The sequence below is a fragment of the Campylobacter showae CSUNSWCD genome, assembly GCF_000313615.1.
Taxonomy (GTDB): Bacteria; Campylobacterota; Campylobacteria; order Campylobacterales; family Campylobacteraceae; genus Campylobacter_A; species Campylobacter_A showae_A.
In genome coordinates this window covers 111,828-131,610 of record NZ_AMZQ01000008.1, presented here as the reverse complement: position 1 = coordinate 131,610, position 19,783 = coordinate 111,828, and the positions used below count along the sequence as shown (strand labels likewise).

Genomic DNA, 19,783 nt, shown 5'->3' with positions numbered 1-19,783 from the left:
TTTTTTCCTTAATTTAAGTGCGGTATAATAGCATAAATTTGTTTTAAGCGAGCGGTTAAAGTCGTTGCAGCTATTTTTCGCTGATGATTTTTCTCACCGCTAAAGCTGCTAAATTTAGCCCAAAACACGCCGTTACACCCATGAAGCTTCCCAGTTTCACGCACCTTGGCGGTTCGGTCGAAAACACGACGTCAAATTTACCTTTAAAGCCCGCTTTTTTAAGCTCGGTGCGTATTTTTTTAGCAAACGGATCGTTGCAGGTTTGCCAGACGGAGGCGACCTTGATCTGCGTCGGGTCGATGCGCTTTGCTCCGCCCATCGAGCTAATTAGCTTTTCGTGCGTTTTTAGCGCGAGCGCGATCTTGGCGGGTACGTCGTCGATAGCGTCGATCACGAGATCAAAGGGCGAAAAGTCGAAATTTGCGATAAACTCCGGCGTCATAAGTTCTTGCAGCGCCGTTATGCACTCGTATCTCTTGCCAAATTCTCCGACTTTAACGGCACCGACCGCTTCGCTGTAAATTTGACGGTTTTGATTGGTTATATCAAAAATATCCTTGTCGATAACGGTGATTTTGCCCACTCCGGAGCGAGCCAGCGCGTCCGCACAGACTCCGCCCACGCCGCCTACGCCGCAGATTAGGACGTTTGCGTTTTGAAGCTTTTTAAAATCATCGCCAAACAGCCAGCGAGATCTCGTAAATCGGTCGTTTTGATCCAAAATTTCCTCGCTCAAATTTGATCCTTTAGCGCGGTTTTTAGGCCCTGCAAGCTCGCGTGCGCGGTCATATCGAGCATGATTGGAGTGAGCGAGGCGAAACTCTCGCTAAGTACGCTGATATCGGACTCTCCGTTTTGCTCGTAGTCTAAATTCGACGGTTGTCCGAGCCAGTAGTACTCGATGCCGCGCGGGTTGCGGTGGAGCATCGCGTGCGTGGCGTAGCTGCGCCTGCCTGCGGGAACTATGCGGTAGCCTCTAAATTCGCGGACGGAGACGGCCGGGATATTTACGTTTAAAAACTGGCGCGGCGGTAGGGAGATTTCGCGGTTTAATACGCGCGGAACGATAAATTTGACGGCTTGCTGCGCGAGCGAAAAGCCAAGTTTTTCGATACTGTCGTTTTTGTAAAACTGCGAAAACGCGATGCTAGGCACGCCCTGCAAAACGCCCTCCATAGCCGCTCCGCACGTACCCGAGTAGGTGATATCTTCGCCCACGTTTGCGCCGTGGTTTATGCCGCTGATTACGAGGTCGGGCAGTCTTTTATAAAGCGCATGAAGCGCGAGATAGACGCAGTCTGCGGGCGTAGCGTCGTCGAGTTTGTAAAAATCATCATCAAGCTTGATAAAGCGAAGGGGTCTAGTAAGCGTTAGAGAGTGTGCGCAGGCTGATTTTTCGGTACTTGGAGCGACGATCGTAACGCGGGTATCAGGTAGCTCCCTTAGTGCGCTAGCTAAAGCGTGCAGGCCGTTAGCCTCGAATCCGTCGTCGTTTGTGATTAAAATTTCTTTCAAATTTATTCCTTTTTATCACGATTAGCTCAAATTTGACGAGCCCATAGCTTTCAAATTTTTAAAGAAAAGATTTTAGCACAGCTTTTATTATTTAAATTTAAAGTTTTGGCCTATATTGGATATTGTTTACTTTATATTTTAGTTTTTAAATTTTATTCAAATTTAAGGTAGTAAATATATTTTATTATATAATACCGAAATAGATTGAAATCAATCATAATAAACTGATAACAACTACTGTTATATTTACACAGTATAAAAATAAGCTTTAGATTTAATTTTAATTATATTAGAAAAATAAATGAGAATTTAAGCGAACTAATAATAAAATACCGGCTTATAAATAAAGTTAAGTTTTATTTAAATTTACAAAGGAGGTTAGAAAGCCGATTATGGAAAACGCAAAGGAAAAAGCGTCTAAATGGGTCATAGCTTTGCTGGCGGTTATCGGACTTACTGGCGGATTTGGAATTTTCACATTCTTTTTTGCTAACGGTCCTCAGCATCTTACTCACGATCCCGAAGCCTGTATAAACTGCCACGTCATGAACCAAGTCTATGAAGGCTGGTCTAAGGGCGGACATCAACACGTTACGACGTGTATAGATTGCCACATGCCTAAAGAATTCGTAAGCAAATGGCTGGCGAAAGCTAAATACGGCTTCTTGCACGGTTATGCGTTTACTTTCTTGGATAATCCCGTATCGTTTACCGCAAGCGATGAGCAAAAGGAAATCATACAAAACAATTGTATAGAGTGCCATAAGGATTATGCTAGAAATTCAGTCGATCCAAGAGCTATAGGCGATAGCTTGCCAGGCAAACACGGGCAGTATGCTAATGCCAACGAGCCGTTAAAATGCGTATCTTGTCACAGACAAGCCGGACACGCACATAACTTTTAAAATAATTCTAGGAGGAGAATAATGAAAAAACTGTCATATATAGTTACTTTTCTAGTAGCTATCGCACTTGGTGCGGGCGTACTTGCTCTTTATAATGACATAGCTCATAAAAAAGAAGAGTCAAAAACTTACCCGCTAATGCTCAATAAAGTGAGCGAACTTGAGCCTGATTTTGAAAAATGGGGCGCAAATTTCCCAAATCAGCTCGATGCTTACAAAAAAATGGAGCATAAAAGCGACGCAAATCCAAAAGGAAGCGAATTTGTAGAAACGGCTTTCGGCGGTGATTTACCTTATAGCAAGATTATTCGCTGGCCTGCGGCTACGGTGTTTTGGAACGGTTATGCGTTCGGCGTGGATTACAGCAAACCGCGAACCCACTACTATTCGCAGATAGATCAGATCGAAACCAAAAGAAACGATAAAGAGTATCTAAACGCTCACGGGCTTCCTGCATTTAAGGGTCAGCCAGGATATTGCGTCAATTGCCACACCGGATATTTAACCGCGCTTCAAGTTGATGGCGATTATAACCTAACTGCCGATCCTACGCCTGCTGCAACTAAGCCTATGCCGTTTTTCGACGTAATGCCTAAAGAGGAAGGCGAAAAGAGAAAAGCCGCGTGGACGAAGATGAACTCTATCCCGTATTTTGACGTCATGAAAAAAATCGCGGCTAAACACGGCGAGAGTATCCACGGATCGCATCTAGGCAGCACCTGTGCAGACTGCCACTCGCCAGATGATATGAGCCTAAGAGTAACAAGACCCGCATTCGTAAACGCAATGGTCGCTAGAGGCTACCAAGCCGACGCAAAAAGCGGTATAAAGGCCACCAGACAAGAGATGAGAAGCTACGTTTGTATGCAGTGCCACGTAGAATACTATCCTGCAGGCAAAGAATCCGTTTTAACCTTCCCTTGGAATTTCTGGAAGAAAGACGAGCCGTTTAAGATCGAGAATTTCGACCAATACTATGACGATCAGTTAGCCAAAGAGGACGGGTTTAAATTTGACTACATCCACAAAGATACCGGCGCTAAAATCATCAAGATGCAGCACTCAGAAGCTGAGCTAAGCTCAACCGGTATCCACGGAAGAAGCGGCGTAACGTGCGCAGACTGCCACATGCCGTATAAACGCGCCGGAGCTCAAAAGATCACCGAGCATGAAATTTTAACTCCGCTTGCCGATATAAACGCGGCTTGCAAAACTTGCCACCCGCAAAGCGAACAAGTGCTAAAAGATAGAATTTCATTCGTACAAAATCGCCACGCTTACGAGCTAAGAAACTGCGAAAATGCGCTACTTTCTTTGATCCAAGACATAAAAACGGCCAGAGCCGAGCTAGCTAAGCACGAGAAATTTGCCTCGATCGCCGATGAAAAAGAGAGAAAAGAAGCTATCAGTAAGGCTCTTGAAAAGACTCTTTACTTACACCGCAAAACTCACATCCGCTGGGACTTCGCATTTAGCGAAAACAGCTACGGCTTCCACGGAGACGAAGAGTCGGCTAGGATCCTAGGTCAATGTAAAGAATTTGCTCGCCAAGGACAAACCGAGCTAGTTAACGAGCTTGCGCCTTACGGCATCAGCATCAAGCTAACTCAAGAGGCTACTCCGGTTCCTGCGCCTGCTTCTTTAGGACATAAATATCCTATCGGCGTAGCGCCTACCGAAGCTATGAAAAAAGCCGACGAAGACGTTAAGAATCTAAATTTTAAATAAACCCCAAAACCCAAGGCCTGCGGGCTTTGGGTTTTTAAATTTACGCATTTATCTTTCAAATTTTTAAACCTGAATTTTTCTTATAAATTTAAATTTTATTGTTTATTTAGCCGTTTTAGGCGATAATTCCCGTTAAATTTAAAGGGTAAAATATGCTTAAAAAATTTATTTTTGCGGCGTTTGCGGCGAGCCTCGTTTTTGGCGCGCAAGAACTTGCGATAAAGACAAAGCCTTCGTCAAATTCGCCGTCGAATTTAGAGACGAATCTGGAAGAAAGGGACGAATCGCAAAGGCGCGTAGACGAGTGCATGCAAAAAGATAGCTCTACCGCCGGTATGGTAGGGTGTATAAAAGCTGAATTCGCCGTCCAAGATAAAATTTTAAACGAAAACTATAAAAAGGCTATGAGCGTACTAAACGAAGAAAATAAAAAAATCCTAAAAGATATACAGCGTAAGTGGGTTGCTTATAAAGAGGCCAAATGCGCTTTTTATCCTCCGCAAGGAACGATTTATCTCGTAATAGCGGCCGATTGCTATTTGCAGATGACTAAAGGGCGCGCGGCTGAGCTTGCGTACGTAGCCGAGGAATTTGAGGGTAATCAGTGAAGCTACTTGTCTCTTGTTTAGAGGCTTCTGCAAATTTGCACTTCGAGCAGGTTTTAGAGTACCTGCCAAAGTGCGAGCTAAAAGGCATTTTCGACGAGAAATTTGGCGAACCTTTTATGCGAAGCTCGGAGTTTTCCGCGATGGGTTTCGTGGAGGTTTTGCCGCTTTATTTTAAGGCAAAACGAGCTATAAAAGAGATGACGCGCCTAGCTGCGCAGTGTGACGCCGTGCTACTCATCGATAGCCCAGCCTTTAACCTGCCGCTAGCTAAAGCGATCAAAGAAGCCGGGATCAAAACGCCCGTGACCTACTACATCTTGCCGCAGGTGTGGGCGTGGAAGGCCGGACGCGTGGCGAAAGTCGAGGCGTACTGCGATCATTTGGCTTCGATTTTGCCGTTTGACGGGATGTACTACAATCGCTCGCGCTATGTCGGACACCCGCTGCTTGACGAACTACGAGTACGAAAAAACGAGCTTTTGCAAAGCGGTAAGATCGCTTTTATGCCCGGATCCCGCCGCGCCGAAATTTCACGACTGATGCCGATTTTTCGCGAAGTGGCGAGCCAGATAAAAGACAAAGAAAAACTGCTCGTTGTGCCGCCGTTTTTAGCAAACGATATGCAAATTTACGGCGACGTTAGCGACTTTAGCGTGGTTACGGACGCGCCGCGCGCGCTTTTGCAAAGCGAGTTTGCCTTTATCTGCTCGGGTACCGCGACGCTGCAGGCTGCGCTCGTGGGCACGCCGTTTGTACTAGCCTATAAAGCCAAAGCCATCGACATAATGATAGCGCGGATGTTTGTGAAGCTGCGCCACATCGGGCTTGCAAATATTATGTTTGATTTTATGGGAGAAGCGGCGCTACATGAGGAGCTATTGCAAGATGAAGTAACGCCAAATAATCTAATAAAAGCCTACGAGAGCTGCGATAAAGAGAAATTTATCAAAGGCTGCGAGAAGCTACGAAAATACTTAGAGCACGGCTCTGCAGCCAGCGTAGCGCAAATTTTAATAACAAACAAAGGATAAAAAATGACCGAACCGATGACGCTTTTTGGATATGAAAAAATCACAAACGAACTAAAAAATTTAAAAACCGTCGAGCGCCCCAATATCGTCGAGGAGATCGACATCGCGCGCAGTCACGGCGACCTAAAAGAAAACGCCGAATACCACGCCGCGCGCGAAAAGCAGGCGTTTATCGAGAGCCGCATAGCCGAGCTTAGCGACATAATAAGCCGCGCCAAGGTAATCGACCCCGCCCAGTACGAGCACGATAAAGTAAAATTTGGCTCCACGGTCGTCATCATGGACGTAGAAACCGAGCTAGAAAAGACCTATACGCTAGTGGGTACGCCTGAGAGCAACCTAGAGCGCGGACTCATCTCGATTAACTCGCCTTTAGCTAAGCAGCTAATTGGTAAGAGCGAGGGCGACGAGGTCGCGCTAAATTTGCCAAACGGCAGAAGCGACGTCGAGATCGTCTCTGTTAGCTATAAGCCGATCAAATTCTAGAGCCGATGCGCGCGTTTAAAGCCGTTAAATTTATGAGCTCGGCCGTTAAATTTGAGCCATTAAATTTAACTATGGCGTTTGCCGAGTCTTTCAAATTCGGCGCTACAAAAAGTAAAATTTGATGCCTGAGCAAATCGTCGTAAAAAGCAGTGCGATCTTTATCGCCGACTCGCACGAAAACGAAAATCGCGAAAATTTCTGGCATTTTTTATGCGCGCTAAAAAGCGGCGAGATAAAGACGCCGCAGCTGTTTTTGATGGGCGATATGTTTGATTTTTTGGCGGGCGAGTGCGAGTTTTTCGTCAAATTTTACGAGCGATACGTCCGCGCGATCGACGAGTTGGGCGAGGAAATGGAAATTTACTATTTCGAAGGAAATCACGATTTTAACCTCGCGCCTCTGTTTAAAAACGTCAAAGTCTATTCGATCGGCGCTCAGCCGGTTAAATTTGCCTCGGAGTGCGACCAAAGCGTGCTTATCGCGCATGGAGATATATTTTTGCCTTTTGTTTCAAAATACGCTTTGAGATTTTTGCGCGTCAAATGGTTTTTAAAAACGATGAATTTTTTCGATAAATTTTTAAAATTTAAGTTCTCAAAACAGATTTTAAATAAACTTAAACGAAAAATTTTGGATTATAAAATACCGAATTTTAAGAATTTAGTCGAGGCAAAAATGCGTCGATATAACGCATTTTACGAGGCTGACGTTGTCATCGAAGGGCACTATCACCAGGGCGAACAGTACACGATAGGTAAACAAAAATATATAAATATTCCATCTTTTGCATGCGAGCAAAGCTATTTTGTAGTAGAATACGACCAAAATATTAAGTTTGCTCGAAAGAGCGTAAAGGTTTAAAATGCTTAAAAATGGCACATTAAAAACCGGTTCAAATGAGATGGAGCTTGTTGATTTTCGTATCTTTAAGCAGTCGGGAGACAATGTATATGAGGGTATATACGGCGTCAATGTCGCTAAGGTGCGCGAGATCATCAAGATGCCAAATTTAACCGAGCTTCCAGGAGTACCCGAGTATATAGAGGGGATTTTTGACCTACGCGGCGTCGTGATACCTGTCATAAATTTAGCCAAATGGATGCAGATAAAAGAACCCAAAGGCGGAGTTATCAAGCCTCGCGTTATCATCGCCGAATTTAGCGGAATACTGATAGGTTTTATCGTTCATGAGGCAAAACGTATCAGGCGTATAAGTTGGGCGGATATAGAGGCTGCGACTTTCGCCTCAAACGCGGGAACTCTAGACAAAGGCAAGATAACTGGCGTAACTCGTATCGAAAACGATGAAGTTTTGCTTATACTTGACCTTGAAAGCGTCGTCGAAGAGCTTGGCATTTATAGCCCGAAAATGGAAGTAGAGATCGATCAAAGTAAGCTTTTAAGCGGTTTAGCACTAGTGCTAGACGATAGCTCGACGGCAAGAAAACTAGTAAAAGATATGCTAGAAAAAATGGGACTAAAAGTAGTCGAAGCAAAAGATGGCGTAGAGGGACTTGCTAGAATGCAAGATCTATACGAAATGTACGGCGATAAGCTAAGTCAATTTTTAAGAGTGATTTTGAGCGACATCGAAATGCCTCAGATGGACGGATATCGCTTTGCATCGACTCTAAAGAATAATCCAAGATATGCGGGAATTCCTATTATATTTAACTCTTCTATAAGCAACGACTACAGCGAAGCTCAAAGTAAAGAGGCCGGAGCTGCCGCGTATCTAACCAAATTTGACGCGTCGCTATTTTATAACGAGGTGCTTCGCGTGATCGAAGCGAACAAGAAATAAGGGGGAAATCATGGATGATATGAGAGAGATAATGGAAGACTTCCTGGTTGAAGCCTTCGAACTAGTAGAACAAATAGACCATGACCTCATAGAACTTGAGTCTAATCCTGAAGACTTAGAGCTTTTAAATAGAATTTTCCGCGTTGCGCATACGGTCAAGGGGTCATCGAGCTTTTTAAATTTCGATATCCTTACAAAATTAACTCACCATATGGAGGATGTATTAAATAAAGCGCGCCGAAATGAACTAAAGATAACTCCGGATATCATGGACGTGGTGCTAGAGTCTGTGGATATGATGAAGGGCTTACTCCACGGTATCAGAGATAGCGGCAACGATACGGACGTAGGCATCGAGATAGGCGATATCTGCAAAAGACTAACCGCAATATCCGAAGGTGAAGCCCCGAGTGCGGCCGTTAGCGAGCCTGCACCCGTGGTACCAGAGCCTGTAGTAGAGGCGCCAAAAGAGCCTGAACCGGTTAGTGATGAAAATTTGTCAAATTTAAGCGACGACGAGGTCGAAGCCGAGATAGAAAGACTGCTGAAAGTAAGAAAGGCTGAAGATCAGGCAAGACGCGCTCAAAAAGCAGCAGCAGGCGAAGCGCCAAAACCTACTGCACCGGCTGCGCCGCAAGCTCCAGCTCCCTCAAATTCTGCACCGGCTCCAAAGCCCGCTCCAGCAAAGCCTGCCAACAAAAAAGAGGACAAAAAAGTACCCGCTCCATCAAGTGGAGCTAGCGCGGACGAGCAGACTATACGCGTCGAGGTTAAGCGTCTAGATCACCTGATGAACCTGATCGGCGAGCTGGTGCTTGGCAAAAACAGATTGCTTAAAATTTACGACGACGTCGAGGAGAGATATGAGGGCGAGAAATTCCTCGAGGAGCTAAATCAAGTAGTATCCAGCCTAAGCCTAGTAACTACTGACATACAGCTAGCCGTTATGAAAACAAGGATGCTACCTATTGCAAAGGTATTTAATAAATTTCCTCGCATGATCCGCGATCTAAGCCGCGAGCTAAATAAGCAAATCGACCTTGAGATCACGGGCGAGGAGACGGAGCTTGATAAATCCATCGTCGAGCAAATCGGCGATCCACTCGTGCATATGATAAGAAACTCGTGCGACCACGGTATCGAAGACGGCGCTACCAGACTAGCTGCTGGCAAACCGGAAAAAGGCACCATCCAGCTAAAAGCCTATAACGAAGGCAACCATATCGTAGTCGAGATCACCGACGACGGTAAGGGATTAGATGCCGATATGCTAAAGGCACGCTCGATAGAAAAGGGCATCATCACCGAGCGCGAAGCCGATACTATGAGCGATAAAGAGGCGTTCGGACTTATATTTAAGCCTGGATTTTCGACTGCTGCGAAGGTAACTAACGTAAGCGGCCGCGGTGTGGGAATGGACGTCGTAAAAACGAATATCGAAAAGCTAAACGGTATAATCGACATCGAAAGCGAAGTGGGTAAGGGCACGACGATGAAGCTAAAGATTCCGCTCACGCTAGCTATCATACAGTCGCTTTTAGTAGGCGCACAAGAGGAGTTTTTCGCTATTCCTCTAGCAAGCGTTTTAGAGACCGTGCGCGTGCCGATCGACGATATCTATACGATTGACGGCAAAAACGTGCTCAGACTACGCGACGAGGTGTTGTCGCTGGTTAAGCTATCTGATATCTTTGGCGTCAAGCAGGTCTTTGACGGCGGCGATCAGACATACGTGGTCGTTATCGGCGTAGCGGAGGCAAAACTAGGCATCATCGTAGATAGCCTCGTAGGACAAGAGGAGATCGTAATTAAATCAATGGGTGATTATCTCCAAAATATCCCTGGAATCGCGGGAGCCACGATAAGAGGCGACGGCCGCGTAACACTCATCATCGACGTAGGTATGATGATGGAGATGGCAAAAGATATAAAAGTAGACATAAAAGCCAGCATGGAATCCTCAAAAAGCGTTAAAGAAAAACCGAGCGACTACAAGGTGCTGATCGTCGACGACTCGAAGATGGACAGAACCATAATGCAAAAATCGCTAGCCCCTCTTGGCGTAACGGTGATAGAGGCCACTAACGGCGTCGAGGCTCTAACTATCGTAAAATCTGGCGAACATGCGCTTGATGCGATGCTAATCGATATCGAAATGCCGCGAATGGACGGCTACACGCTAGCGGGCGAAATTCGCAAGTACTCAAAATATAGAAATTTGCCGCTTATTGCGGTAACCTCAAGGACGTCAAAGGCCGATAGGCTAAGAGGCGTGGAAGTAGGAATGACCGAGTATATAACTAAGCCGTATTCGTCCGAGTACCTTGAAAACGTAGTTAGAAAAAATATCAAACTAATAGGATAGAACATGAACGACAAACTAAATCAGGTTCTAAAAAGACAAAAAAGACAGGTGATAGACCCAAACGAAAAAGAGCACGAGGAGATCGTCCAGCTAGTCGGCTTTATCGTGGGCGACGAGGAGTATGCGATACCTATTTTAAATATCCAAGAGATAATTAAGCCCATCGAATACACTCGCGTGCCTAGCGTACCTGAGTATGTTTTGGGCGTATTTAACTTGCGCGGTAGCGTCATCCCGTTAATCGACTTGAGAAAGAAATTTTCTCTAAATGCCGCAAAACCGAGCACGAGTACTAGATATATAGTAATGAAAGACGGCGATAACGTTGCTGGATTTGTGATTGATAGGCTAACGGAAGCTATTAGGATACAGCAAAATAGGATCGATCCGCCGCCTGAAACGCTTTTAAGAGATAAGGGTATGATTTATGGCATCGGTAAGAGAGATAATAGTATTCTTACGATTTTAAAAGTCGAAACGCTATTGAAACGTGATTTTTAGGATTAATTTTGATAAAGCTTTGTGTATTTGATTTTGATTCGACGCTGATGGACGGTGAGACGATAGATTTTTTAGCTGCGGCAAAAGGCGTGGGCGATGAGGTTAGCGAAATAACTGCAAAAGCGATGGCTGGCGAACTTGATTTTTTCGAGAGCTTGACGCGCCGCGTTTCGCTTTTAAAGGGGCTTGAGCTTGCTAAAGTAGATCAAATTTGCTCAAATTTGCCGCTCATGCCAGGAGCCGCCGAGTTGATCGCGCATCTAAAAAGTAAGGGCATCAAGGTCGTAGTTTTTAGCGGCGGATTTCACTCGGGCACCGATAGAGCGCAAGAAAAGCTCAAATTTGATGCTAGTTTCGCGAATATCCTGCATCACAAAGACGGCGTCCTGACTGGACTCGTGGGGGGCGAAATGATGTTTGGCTTTTCAAAAGGCGCGATGCTTGCAAATTTACAAAATTTGCTTGGAATCTCAAAAGAGCAGACGATGAGCGTGGGCGACGGCGCCAACGACCTATCTATGTTTGAGCATTCAAATTTAAAAATCGCATTTTGCGCAAAGCAAATTTTGAGGCAAGCGGCAACTTGTTGCGTGGATAAAAAAGATTTGCGCGAGATCGTAAATTTGATATAAAAAGGCGAGAAAAATGTTTAATAACGATATAAATTTTTCATTGTGGTGCGACTTTATCGAGCGCGATTTTTTACAAAACGAGTTTGTAAATTTACTTCAAAGTGGCACGATTAACGGCGTGACTTCAAACCCGTCCATCTTTAAGGCTGCGTTTTTATCGGATTCTTATAAAGACGTCATTAGCCAAATGGGTAAAAAATATCCGAAGGTGCTTTATGAGACGCTCGCGATGCAAGATATCAAGATAGCTGCAATAAAACTTTTGAAGCATTATGTAAACGGCGACGACGGTTTTGTTAGTATAGAGGTTGATCCTAGCTTTTGCGATAATGCCGCAGCTACGGTAGATGAGGGTGCTAGACTTCACGCGGAGATCGGCATGCCAAACGTCATGATAAAAATACCTGCTACAAAAGCCGGCTTTGAAGCGATGAGCGCTCTAACTGCGCGCGGTATCGCGGTAAATGCGACGCTGATTTTCTCGCCCGAGCAAGCCGTAGCGTGTTTGGACGCTTTTGAAGAGGGAGTAAAGGCTTATGAAAAGAAATTTCCGCTAACGCCGTTACCAAAGAGCGTGATTAGTATTTTTGTTAGCAGATTTGATCGCTTGCTAGATGAAAAGATGCGCGAGAACTCGCTACCGACGGGACAAATCGGTATCATGAACGCGACTAAAATTTATAAAATCATAGAAAATAAAAGTTTGCCTACGACGAGGGCGCTGTTTGCTAGTACGGGGGTGAAGGGCGATGATTTAGCAAAGGATTATTACGTAAAAGAGCTGATGTATCAAAATGCGATAAATACGGCCCCGCTTGATACTATAAAGGCCTTTATCGCGAGCAAAAACGAACCTAAAACCGCCGTTAGCGACGATAGTATAGAGAAATTTTTCGGCGTAGTAAAAAGGGCCGACATAGATATGGAGAAGGTTTATAAAGACTTACTAAGCGACGGCTTAAAGCAATTTGTAACTGCATTTGAAGATATCATGAAAGCATTAAAATGAAGTCTTCTGGGTTTAATTCGATAGAACAAGAAGAGATAGCCGACTATGAACCGGTTGGCTCCGGCATTAAATTTGACACTCAAGACGACGAACTTGAGCGTATTATAAATCTAAGAGCGAATGCGGTAAAAAACGATATACAAAAAATAAGAGATAAAAATAAAGAAGATTCGCAAGAAGAGCAAGTCATAGAGCTAAAGCCTGAAAAAGACGAGCAAAAAATAGGCGGAATCGCATATAAAAATTTGACCGATCATGAGCCCGTGTTTAAATTTGGACAAAATATTGATTTCGATAACCTACCGGCATTAAAGCCATTAGATGGCGAGCTTTTGAAAAAGAAAGAGCAAGCAGAGCCTATCAAATTTGATGAATCTATCGAACACGCTAAACTAGAAGCAAAAAATCATGAGTTGAGTGAAAATCTCCAGGCTATCAATGAAGCGTTAAGCGAAATAGACGCTCTAGACGAGACGCTTGAACAAAAAAATATGCTTGATGAAACGGAGATAGCTGAGGCGTTGGAGCAACCGGGCGTCGATAAAGCGCCGGACGCAAAATTTAATGATAATAGCGCAAGCTTAGACAATTTAGGCGTCGGTTTTATTGTAGAAGAGGTTGATTTGACGCAAGGTCCTAGCGAAAAGGATCAAATTTTAGACTTTTTTCAAAACGAATTTAATATATCTCAAAATGGAGACAATAAAGAAGCGAAAGATGAATCGGATATAATCGCAAAAGAGGTAAATTTAATCCAATCTAAGTCAAATTTAAATGTAGATTTTTGGAATACCAAGAAAAACACGAAGATTGACGTGTCTGAAAATTTGCATGAATCGCAAGAACAAGTTTTTGAGTCAAATTTAATGCAAGCATATAAAAGTACAAGCAAAGGAGCAACGCAAGTGCAAGTCAAAAGCGCGCAAGAAAGCGGGATAAGTACGGCAAAAGAAGCTGAAGCAAGACCTGCCAAGCGTAAAGATAGGGCTGCGCTTTTGGCCGAAATCGGGCTGTCGACCGATGATAGCGGTCTTGGAATGCCTGGCGATAGGGCGTCAATAATGCTAGCTGATGAAAGTGCTAGAAGAATTGCCATGAAGGGCGTACTAGATAAATACTTAATAAAGCTTATTGAGCTTGGCGGTAGCGACTTGCACGTAAAATCCGACAGGGTTATTCGAGGTAGATTTAACGGCGAGATATTTACCATGGGCGATCAAATTTTAGATTACGACAACTCGATACTACTTGCAAAGGAGATTTTAGGGGCGAATTATTACAATCTTATGAAAAGAAAGAGCGTGGATTTTACCTATAGGCTAAACGACGACTATCGTTTCCGCTCAAATGTCTTTTTGCAGATGGATGGCGTATCTTTCGTATTTAGAACGATCCCGACGAAAATTCCTACGATGTCGGAGCTTTTATTGCCGCCCGTTATTGAAAAGCTTTGCAATAAAGTAAATAGAGGTATCGTCCTAGTAACGGGACCTACTGGTAGCGGTAAAACGACGACGTTAGCTAGTATGATAAACCACCTAAATCACACGAAAAACTATCACATCGTCACTATCGAAGATCCGATCGAGTTTATATATAGCGATGATAAAAGCGTAATAAATCAGCGCGGTATCGGGCAAGACGTAGATAGCTTTGCTGACGCGCTAAGGGCTTCTTTGCGTGAGGATCCAGATGTTATATTCGTAGGCGAGATGAGAGATCTAGAGACCGTTAGAACTGCTATAAATGCCGCAGAAACAGGACACCTGGTGCTTGCGACGCTTCACACTCTTGATGCAAAAGAAACTATCGGCCGCGTCATAAACATGTTTCCTAAAGAGGAGCAAAACCGAATCAGAATGACCTTTGCTTCGGTTGCGGAGGCTATCATATCTCAGCGCCTTGTCGTGACTACGACCGGCAAACGCCGTGTCGCTTGCGAAATAATGGTAAAAAACATAAGAATAAGAGATATGATCTTAGAAGATAGAGATAGCGAAATTTACGACGCGATAGAACAAAGTAAAAATACCTACGGAATGCAGACCTTTGAGCAGCATTTGCTTGACATGTATACTTCGGGAATCATAACAAAAGAAGAAGCGCTAAAAAGCGCCAGTAGAAGGGAAAACCTCGATATCAAAATCAAGAGTGCCGACCTTGCTAAAAAACGAGCGATGGTTGCCTCTATCGAAGAGGATGTAGAGCTTTTAAAAGAATTTCAAAGCGAAGTTATTGCGCTCAAAGATATCAAGTAAGGCGAAATTTATATAAATTTGGGTATCATCTGCCTCTATTTTTAAGGAAAGGAAAACGATGTTAGAAGGTATCGTTAGAGAGAGTATCGGTAAAAAGGCGTCAAAAGCCTTGAGAAGAGATGGTTATCTAATCGCCAACATTTACGGCAAGGGATTAGAGAACGTGCAGGCCGCTTTTAAAATCAATGATTTTATAAAAGAGGTTCGCAAAAAAGAGAGCCTTGCGTTTGACGTAAAAGTGGGCGGAAAAACCTTGAAAGTCGTAGTAGTCGAATACCAAAAAGACCCTGTGACAAATGCGCTAAAACACGTTGATTTGAAGGTTGCGCTTCCAGGCGTCGTCTCAAAATATATGATCCCGGTTAAACCTTACGGAACTCCTGTGGGTCTAAAAAATAAAGGCGTTTTGATTATCTCAAAAAGACGCTTAGCCGTAAAATGCACGGCTGAAAATTTGCCTAATTCATTCGACATAGACGTTAGCGGCCTTGATATAGACGACACCGTCCTAGTACGCGATATAACCGTTCCTGCGGGCGTCACTATTATCGATGCTGACCGCGTAGCGGTTCTAGGCGTAATAAAAGCTAAATAAGGCTAGCCTTGATACTCATAGTTGGACTGGGGAATCCCGGTCCCGAGTACTCCAAAACAAGACATAACGTCGGCTTTATGCTGATAGATAGACTTAAAAACTCAAATTTTACAGATGTGAGCTCAGTCAAATTTCAAGGCGATCTGTTTAAATTTCAAAATCTACTTCTTTTAAAACCAACGACTTTTATGAACCTAAGTGGACGAAGCGTGAAAGCCGTCGCAGATTTTTATAAGCCTGAGCGCATTATCGTTATTCACGACGATCTTGATTTAAATTTCGGCGTCGTTAAATTTAAAAAGGGCGGCGGAAACGGCGGGCATAATGGGCTAAAATCAATCGACGCGTTAATGGGCGCAGATTACGAGCGCGTTCGTATTGGTATCGGTAGAAGCGCGCACAAAGGCGAAAGCGCTGTAACCGGTCACGTGCTTGGAGAATTTAACGCAGAGGAAAAAGAGGGGCTGGAAAAAATTTTAGACTACTGTGAAAACGCGCTAAATGAGCTAATAAAAACCGACATCGATGCCGTTTCGCAAAAATTCTCAACAAAAAAAGGCATTTTGTGAGCGGGTTAAATTTGGCATTTTCGATTTTTGTGATTCGTCAAATTTTGGAGCTTTTTAAAGTACTAAAAAGTCTATTAAATTTAAAGCCAAAATTTAAAACCGTGCGCCAAATCTTCTTTACAGCAAATTTTATAAATTTACTTAAAAATTTTACTAGCAAATTTATAAAATTTACGAAAAAAACGGTTTTTTCACAGACTCGCCTTTTGTCCAGAGCTGCATTTTTATTAAATTTCACGCGAAAAACAGAGCTGTTTAAATTTGATACTTTCGAGAGTATTGCTCTTGTTTGCCGACTCGAGTACGCAAAATTTGATTTAAAAGGCCATAAATGAACCTTTATGCGCGTTACGTCGGCTGGCTTTATTTTAAATATTTCATGATTTTATTCGTCGCGCTCACGCTTTTTTACGTCGGCATCGACATCCTAACCAACCTAAAAGACATGCCCGCAAGCGCGAACCTAAAGCTGCTTTACTTCGGCCTTACCTCGCTTACGGCGGTAAACTACGTCCTGCCGCTCGCGCTCATTTTTGCGCTGATAACGAGCAAATTTAGCATGATCCGCAGTAACGAGCTAGTTAGTTTTTATGCGCTTGGTATCGATAAAAATCGCCTGATCAAGCCGCCTTTTTACATCGCGCTTGCCATCACACTCATTTACGTCGGGCTAAATTTCACGCCGTTTGCCTACGCTTACGAGTACGGGCGAAATATCGTGAAACTCTCAAATTTATCGCGCACGAGCTCGGATATTTTCTTAAAATTCGAAGGTAAATTTGTCTATGTGGATAGCCTAAATCCCATTAGTGGCGAGGCTAAAGACATGCGGATATTTGACATAAACGGCAGCAACTTGCGCAGCGCTACCTTTGGCGAAAGCGCGAAGTTTATAGACGATGCGTGGCTTTTAAAAAATGCTAAAATTGTAAATTTGCCGCAAAATATTAAGCTTGGCGAAAAGGGGCTTGATATCAAAACGCCAAGCGAGCTAAAAACGCTTGAAAATTTTAAACCAAAAACCATAGAAAGCGCGTCGGCGGAGAGCTCGGCGATCACGATTCCCGATGCAGTGGATTACATTTTGGCGTTTAAAGACGAAGGTATCGGGCTAAATTCGACCAAAACTACGCTTTATAACCTCGCTTTCGCACCGTTTTTTGCGCCGTTTATGGTGCTCATCATTTACTATTTCTTGCCGGTTACCGGACGATTTTTTAACCTCGCCTTAAAAAGCTTTATCTTTACGATTGCCTCGCTTTGCGTCTGGGGCGCGCTTTTTGTGATGATGAGATTTGCTAGAAACGGCGTCGTCTCACCCGAAGTCGGCGTGCTTTTACCGATTATTTTACTCGGTGCTTACGCTTTTTATCTGCGTTTTGGGAGTCGTTAAGAGAGATTTAGGCAAAATTTCTGTAAAATCTAACTATTTTTAAACAAGGTCGGTTATGGATTTTACGAATTTAGCACAAAAATACGGCACCCCTCTTTACGTTTACGATTTTGACTACATGGCACACCGCTACGAAGCGCTAAAAAACGCGTTTCACGCTAGAAAATCTCTCGTATGCTACGCCGTTAAGGCAAACTCAAATTTAAGCGTTTTGAAATTTTTAGCCGGGCTTGGAGCCGGATTTGACTGCGTGAGCGTGGGTGAAGTTAGGCGCGCGCTGCTAGCGGGAGCTAAAAGCTACCAGATCATCCTAAGCGGCGTGGGCAAGCGCGACGACGAGCTTAAATTTGCGCTGGAAAATGAAATCTTGATGATAAATTTAGAAAGCGAAGCCGAGATGAACCGCCTGGAAGCGATCGCAAAGCAGCTAGGCAAGCCTGCTCGTATCAGCATCCGCGTAAATCCAGACATCGACGCCAAGACGCATCCATATATATCGACCGGACTAAATGAAAATAAATTTGGCGTGGATCTGCAAACGGCGAAAAAAATGTATTTGCACGCCAAAAACTCGCCGCATCTAGAACCGGTCGGCATCCACAGCCACATCGGATCTCAGATAACCGATATCAAGCCCGTTATCGAAGCGGCAAAGATCGTGGCAAATTTGACTAGAGAGTTAAAAGCCGCGCAAATCGACATCAAATTTTTTGACGTCGGCGGCGGCATAGGCATCGTTTACGGCGATGAGAGCGAGCCTGATCTATACGAATACGCGCAGGGCATTTTGGCAAATTTAAGCGGTCTGGACGTTACCGTAGTTTGCGAGCCCGGGCGCTTTATCGTCGGCAACGCTGGGTATTTTCTAACTAGCGTTCTTTACGAGAAATTTAATAAAAACAAGCGTTTTGTGGTCGTGGACGGCGCGATGAACGACCTTATCCGCCCGAGTCTTTATCAGGCTTGGCATAAAATTTTTGCTATTAGCGGCGGCGAGACTCTTTGCGAGCGCAAGACTGAGCAGCTTCGGGAGCTCAAATTTAGCTCTTGCGACGTAGTCGGGCCGATCTGCGAGAGCGGCGATTTTTTAGCAAAAGATCGAAATTTACCGCCGTTAAACGCGGGCGATCTTGTTGTTGTCAAATCAGCTGGCGCATACGGCTTTGCGATGAGCAGCAACTACAACACTCGCAGGCGCGCCGCGGAGGTTGCGGTAAAAGGCGGCGAAGACTTTTTGATAAGGCGCCGCGAAAGCTTTGAGGACATCGTGGCGCTGGAGCGCGAATTTTTAGGCTAAGGAGCGAAAATGCAAAACATAAACGACCTTAGAAACGAGATAGATAAGATCGACGATGAGGTGCTAAGACGCCTAAACGAACGCATGAATTTCGTGCGAAAGATCGGAGAGCTAAAGCAAACCAGCGGCAGCGCGATCTACCGCCCCGAGCGTGAAAGAGCGATCCTAAACCGCCTCGAGGGGCAGGACTCCGCATTTTTAAACAAAGTTGCTATTGAGGCGATTTATCTTGAAATTTTTGCCGTCAGTAGAAATCTCGAAATGCCCGAAAAAGTCGCCTATCTAGGGCCTGAGGGCACCTACACGCACCAAGCCGCGGAGAGTCGTTTCGGCGCAATGAGCGCGTATTTGCCCCTAGCTAGTATCGAGGCGGTTTTTACCAAACTAAAGCACAAAGAGGCCAAATACGGCGTCGTGCCGATAGAAAACAATACAGAAGGCGCGGTGGGCGCGACGCTAGACTGCCTTGGGCGGTTTGATAGTGTCAAGGTCGTGGCTGAAATTTACATGGATATCCACCATATTTTTGCGAGCAAGTGCGAAAATTTAAAGGACATCAAGCGCATCTACTCGCACCCGCAAGGCTACAATCAGTGCCGCAAATTTTTAGACGATCATATGCTTTCAGCCGTCGAGTTTATCCCGGCAAAATCGACCGCACAGGCCGCGCAGCTAGCCAGCAGCGAGCCAAACTCGGCCGCCATCTGCTCTAAGATTGCGGCCAAGCTTTACGGCGTGCCGATTTTGTTTGAGACGATCGAGGATAACGCCGCAAACCGCACGAGATTTTTTATCTTAAGCGATTTTAAAAACGAGCGAGCGCAAAGAAATAAAACATCAATCCTAGCAAAGACCGAGCACCGTCCCGGCGGGCTAGTGGAGCTACTTTTGGCATTTAGAGACGAGGGTATAAACATAACCAAACTAGAGAGCCGCCCGATAAAACAGCGCGAATTTAAAGCGAATTTTTATATAGATTTCGAGGGGCACATCGACGACGACAACGTCCAAAAAGCTATACAAAAAGCGATAAGCTACGGCCATGAGATTGCATGGCTAGGAAGCTACGTCGCGTGGGAGGAATGA

Annotated in this window: 19 protein-coding genes; 17 read left to right on the top strand and 2 right to left on the bottom strand. The window is 44.5% G+C overall.

The genetic code is table 11. The features are described from left to right. Window positions 1-70 precede the first annotated feature (70 nt). Both CSUNSWCD_RS06455 and surE read right to left on the bottom strand, forming a co-directional pair. On the bottom strand, window positions 71-736 hold the full coding sequence (locus CSUNSWCD_RS06455; protein ID WP_009495064.1) for a tRNA threonylcarbamoyladenosine dehydratase: 666 nt from the start codon (window positions 734-736) through the stop codon (window positions 71-73). Beyond that, window positions 733-1,515, bottom strand: coding sequence for a 5'/3'-nucleotidase SurE (gene surE, locus CSUNSWCD_RS06450; protein ID WP_009495063.1), 783 nt, complete (start codon window positions 1,513-1,515; stop codon window positions 733-735). Before surE ends, CSUNSWCD_RS06455 begins: the two co-directional genes overlap by 4 nt. 392 nt (window positions 1,516-1,907) lie before the next feature. Here surE and nrfH point away from each other — a divergent pair, with 392 nt between their 5' ends. The 17 genes from nrfH to pheA all read left to right on the top strand — a co-directional run bounded on the left by nrfH (window position 1,908) and on the right by pheA (window position 19,783). Further along, entirely contained in the window at window positions 1,908-2,420 is a 513-nt protein-coding gene (nrfH, locus tag CSUNSWCD_RS06445) for a cytochrome c nitrite reductase small subunit (RefSeq protein ID WP_009495062.1), read from the top strand. A gap of 21 nt (window positions 2,421-2,441) precedes the next feature. Next, the gene (locus CSUNSWCD_RS06440) at window positions 2,442-4,148 is read left to right on the top strand and encodes an ammonia-forming cytochrome c nitrite reductase subunit c552 (RefSeq protein WP_009495061.1); all 1,707 of its coding nucleotides are present in this window, start codon (window positions 2,442-2,444) and stop codon (window positions 4,146-4,148) included. A 152-nt stretch (window positions 4,149-4,300) separates the two neighbouring features. Next, window positions 4,301-4,756: a lysozyme inhibitor LprI family protein gene (locus CSUNSWCD_RS06435; protein WP_009495060.1), complete on the top strand. Its 456-nt coding sequence runs from the start codon at window positions 4,301-4,303 to the stop codon at window positions 4,754-4,756. Then, on the top strand, window positions 4,753-5,787 hold the full coding sequence (gene lpxB, locus CSUNSWCD_RS06430; protein ID WP_034964484.1) for a lipid-A-disaccharide synthase: 1,035 nt from the start codon (window positions 4,753-4,755) through the stop codon (window positions 5,785-5,787). Before CSUNSWCD_RS06435 ends, lpxB begins: the two co-directional genes overlap by 4 nt. A gap of 3 nt (window positions 5,788-5,790) precedes the next feature. Beyond that, the gene (gene greA / locus CSUNSWCD_RS06425; protein ID WP_009495058.1) at window positions 5,791-6,273 is read left to right on the top strand and encodes a transcription elongation factor GreA; all 483 of its coding nucleotides are present in this window, start codon (window positions 5,791-5,793) and stop codon (window positions 6,271-6,273) included. Between the two features lie 121 nt (window positions 6,274-6,394). Further along, the gene (locus CSUNSWCD_RS06420) at window positions 6,395-7,135 is read left to right on the top strand and encodes a UDP-2,3-diacylglucosamine diphosphatase (protein WP_009495056.1); all 741 of its coding nucleotides are present in this window, start codon (window positions 6,395-6,397) and stop codon (window positions 7,133-7,135) included. A gap of 1 nt (window position 7,136) precedes the next feature. Further along, on the top strand, window positions 7,137-8,078 hold the full coding sequence (locus CSUNSWCD_RS06415; protein ID WP_009495055.1) for a chemotaxis protein: 942 nt from the start codon (window positions 7,137-7,139) through the stop codon (window positions 8,076-8,078). A gap of 10 nt (window positions 8,079-8,088) precedes the next feature. After that, a complete protein-coding gene (locus CSUNSWCD_RS06410) occupies window positions 8,089-10,443 on the top strand; it encodes a hybrid sensor histidine kinase/response regulator (RefSeq protein WP_009495054.1) in 2,355 nt (784 codons plus the stop codon). 3 nt (window positions 10,444-10,446) lie between these two features. Beyond that, window positions 10,447-10,944 (top strand): chemotaxis protein CheW, encoded by a 498-nt coding sequence (locus tag CSUNSWCD_RS06405; protein ID WP_009495053.1) that lies wholly within the window; start codon window positions 10,447-10,449, stop codon window positions 10,942-10,944. Between the two features lie 8 nt (window positions 10,945-10,952). Then, window positions 10,953-11,576 carry a phosphoserine phosphatase SerB gene (gene serB, locus CSUNSWCD_RS06400; RefSeq protein WP_009495052.1) on the top strand — a complete coding sequence of 208 codons (624 nt, stop codon included), beginning with the start codon at window positions 10,953-10,955 and terminating at the stop codon, window positions 11,574-11,576. 13 nt (window positions 11,577-11,589) lie between these two features. Continuing rightward, the gene (locus CSUNSWCD_RS06395; protein ID WP_009495051.1) at window positions 11,590-12,585 is read left to right on the top strand and encodes a transaldolase; all 996 of its coding nucleotides are present in this window, start codon (window positions 11,590-11,592) and stop codon (window positions 12,583-12,585) included. Beyond that, on the top strand, window positions 12,582-14,843 hold the full coding sequence (locus CSUNSWCD_RS11950; protein ID WP_009495050.1) for a type IV pilus twitching motility protein PilT: 2,262 nt from the start codon (window positions 12,582-12,584) through the stop codon (window positions 14,841-14,843). Before CSUNSWCD_RS06395 ends, CSUNSWCD_RS11950 begins: the two co-directional genes overlap by 4 nt. Window positions 14,844-14,901: 58 nt before the next feature. Continuing rightward, on the top strand, window positions 14,902-15,438 hold the full coding sequence (locus CSUNSWCD_RS06385; protein WP_009495049.1) for a 50S ribosomal protein L25/general stress protein Ctc: 537 nt from the start codon (window positions 14,902-14,904) through the stop codon (window positions 15,436-15,438). A gap of 8 nt (window positions 15,439-15,446) precedes the next feature. After that, window positions 15,447-16,007, top strand: a complete 561-nt coding sequence (pth, locus tag CSUNSWCD_RS06380; protein WP_009495048.1) for an aminoacyl-tRNA hydrolase — start codon at window positions 15,447-15,449, stop codon at window positions 16,005-16,007. Window positions 16,008-16,338: 331 nt separating this feature from the next. After that, window positions 16,339-17,400 (top strand): LptF/LptG family permease, encoded by a 1,062-nt coding sequence (locus tag CSUNSWCD_RS06370; protein WP_009495046.1) that lies wholly within the window; start codon window positions 16,339-16,341, stop codon window positions 17,398-17,400. 55 nt (window positions 17,401-17,455) lie between these two features. After that, window positions 17,456-18,697 carry a diaminopimelate decarboxylase gene (lysA, locus tag CSUNSWCD_RS06365; RefSeq protein ID WP_009495045.1) on the top strand — a complete coding sequence of 414 codons (1,242 nt, stop codon included), beginning with the start codon at window positions 17,456-17,458 and terminating at the stop codon, window positions 18,695-18,697. A 9-nt stretch (window positions 18,698-18,706) separates the two neighbouring features. Beyond that, on the top strand, window positions 18,707-19,783 hold the full coding sequence (pheA, locus tag CSUNSWCD_RS06360; RefSeq protein WP_009495044.1) for a prephenate dehydratase: 1,077 nt from the start codon (window positions 18,707-18,709) through the stop codon (window positions 19,781-19,783).

What these genes read in the sequence shown, in the direction of transcription:
- CSUNSWCD_RS06385 (WP_009495049.1), top strand. Translation starts at nt 14,902, where the DNA reads ATGTTAGAAGGTATCGTTAGAGAGAGTATCGGTAAAAAGGCGTCAAAA.
- CSUNSWCD_RS06440 (WP_009495061.1), top strand. Translation starts at nt 2,442, where the DNA reads ATGAAAAAACTGTCATATATAGTTACTTTTCTAGTAGCTATCGCACTT.
- CSUNSWCD_RS06405 (WP_009495053.1), top strand. Translation starts at nt 10,447, where the DNA reads ATGAACGACAAACTAAATCAGGTTCTAAAAAGACAAAAAAGACAGGTG.
- CSUNSWCD_RS06395 (WP_009495051.1), top strand. Translation starts at nt 11,590, where the DNA reads ATGTTTAATAACGATATAAATTTTTCATTGTGGTGCGACTTTATCGAG.
- greA (WP_009495058.1), top strand. Translation starts at nt 5,791, where the DNA reads ATGACCGAACCGATGACGCTTTTTGGATATGAAAAAATCACAAACGAA.
- lysA (WP_009495045.1), top strand. Translation starts at nt 17,456, where the DNA reads ATGGATTTTACGAATTTAGCACAAAAATACGGCACCCCTCTTTACGTT.
- CSUNSWCD_RS06370 (WP_009495046.1), top strand. Translation starts at nt 16,339, where the DNA reads ATGAACCTTTATGCGCGTTACGTCGGCTGGCTTTATTTTAAATATTTC.
- CSUNSWCD_RS11950 (WP_009495050.1), top strand. Translation starts at nt 12,582, where the DNA reads ATGAAGTCTTCTGGGTTTAATTCGATAGAACAAGAAGAGATAGCCGAC.
- CSUNSWCD_RS06435 (WP_009495060.1), top strand. Translation starts at nt 4,301, where the DNA reads ATGCTTAAAAAATTTATTTTTGCGGCGTTTGCGGCGAGCCTCGTTTTT.
- CSUNSWCD_RS06415 (WP_009495055.1), top strand. Translation starts at nt 7,137, where the DNA reads ATGCTTAAAAATGGCACATTAAAAACCGGTTCAAATGAGATGGAGCTT.
- CSUNSWCD_RS06420 (WP_009495056.1), top strand. Translation starts at nt 6,395, where the DNA reads ATGCCTGAGCAAATCGTCGTAAAAAGCAGTGCGATCTTTATCGCCGAC.
- nrfH (WP_009495062.1), top strand. Translation starts at nt 1,908, where the DNA reads ATGGAAAACGCAAAGGAAAAAGCGTCTAAATGGGTCATAGCTTTGCTG.
- CSUNSWCD_RS06410 (WP_009495054.1), top strand. Translation starts at nt 8,089, where the DNA reads ATGGATGATATGAGAGAGATAATGGAAGACTTCCTGGTTGAAGCCTTC.
- pheA (WP_009495044.1), top strand. Translation starts at nt 18,707, where the DNA reads ATGCAAAACATAAACGACCTTAGAAACGAGATAGATAAGATCGACGAT.